This window comes from Xanthomonas populi (assembly GCF_002940065.1).
GTDB classification, from domain to species: domain Bacteria; phylum Pseudomonadota; class Gammaproteobacteria; order Xanthomonadales; family Xanthomonadaceae; genus Xanthomonas; species Xanthomonas populi.
This window is the reverse complement of the sequence record NZ_MDEJ01000405.1, coordinates 1-254: the sequence shown is the minus strand read 5'-3', so window position 1 is coordinate 254 and position 254 is coordinate 1. Positions and strand designations below refer to the sequence as shown.

The 254-nt window shown below is 61.4% G+C and carries 1 protein-coding gene; it reads left to right on the top strand.

The annotated features are described in order from the left end of the window. On the top strand, positions 1–254 hold a 254-nt coding region (locus tag XpopCFBP1817_RS21465), incomplete at both ends, for a transposase (RefSeq protein ID WP_146090235.1).

Sequence of the window (254 nt, the reverse complement as noted above, 5' to 3'; positions counted from 1 at the left end):
TGTTGCGGATTCATCTGCTGCAACAGTGGTACGCGCTGAGCGATCCGGCGATGGAAGAAGCCTTGCATGAGATCCCGACCTTGCGGCGTTTTGCCCAGCTAGGCGGATTGGACAACGTGCCCGACGAGACCACGATTCTCAACTTTCGCCGCCTGCTGGAAACCCACGGCCTGACCGCGCGGATGCTGGACGCCGTCAACGCGTATCTGGCGCGCAAGGGTCAACGTCTGCGCTCCGGCACAATCGTCGATGCA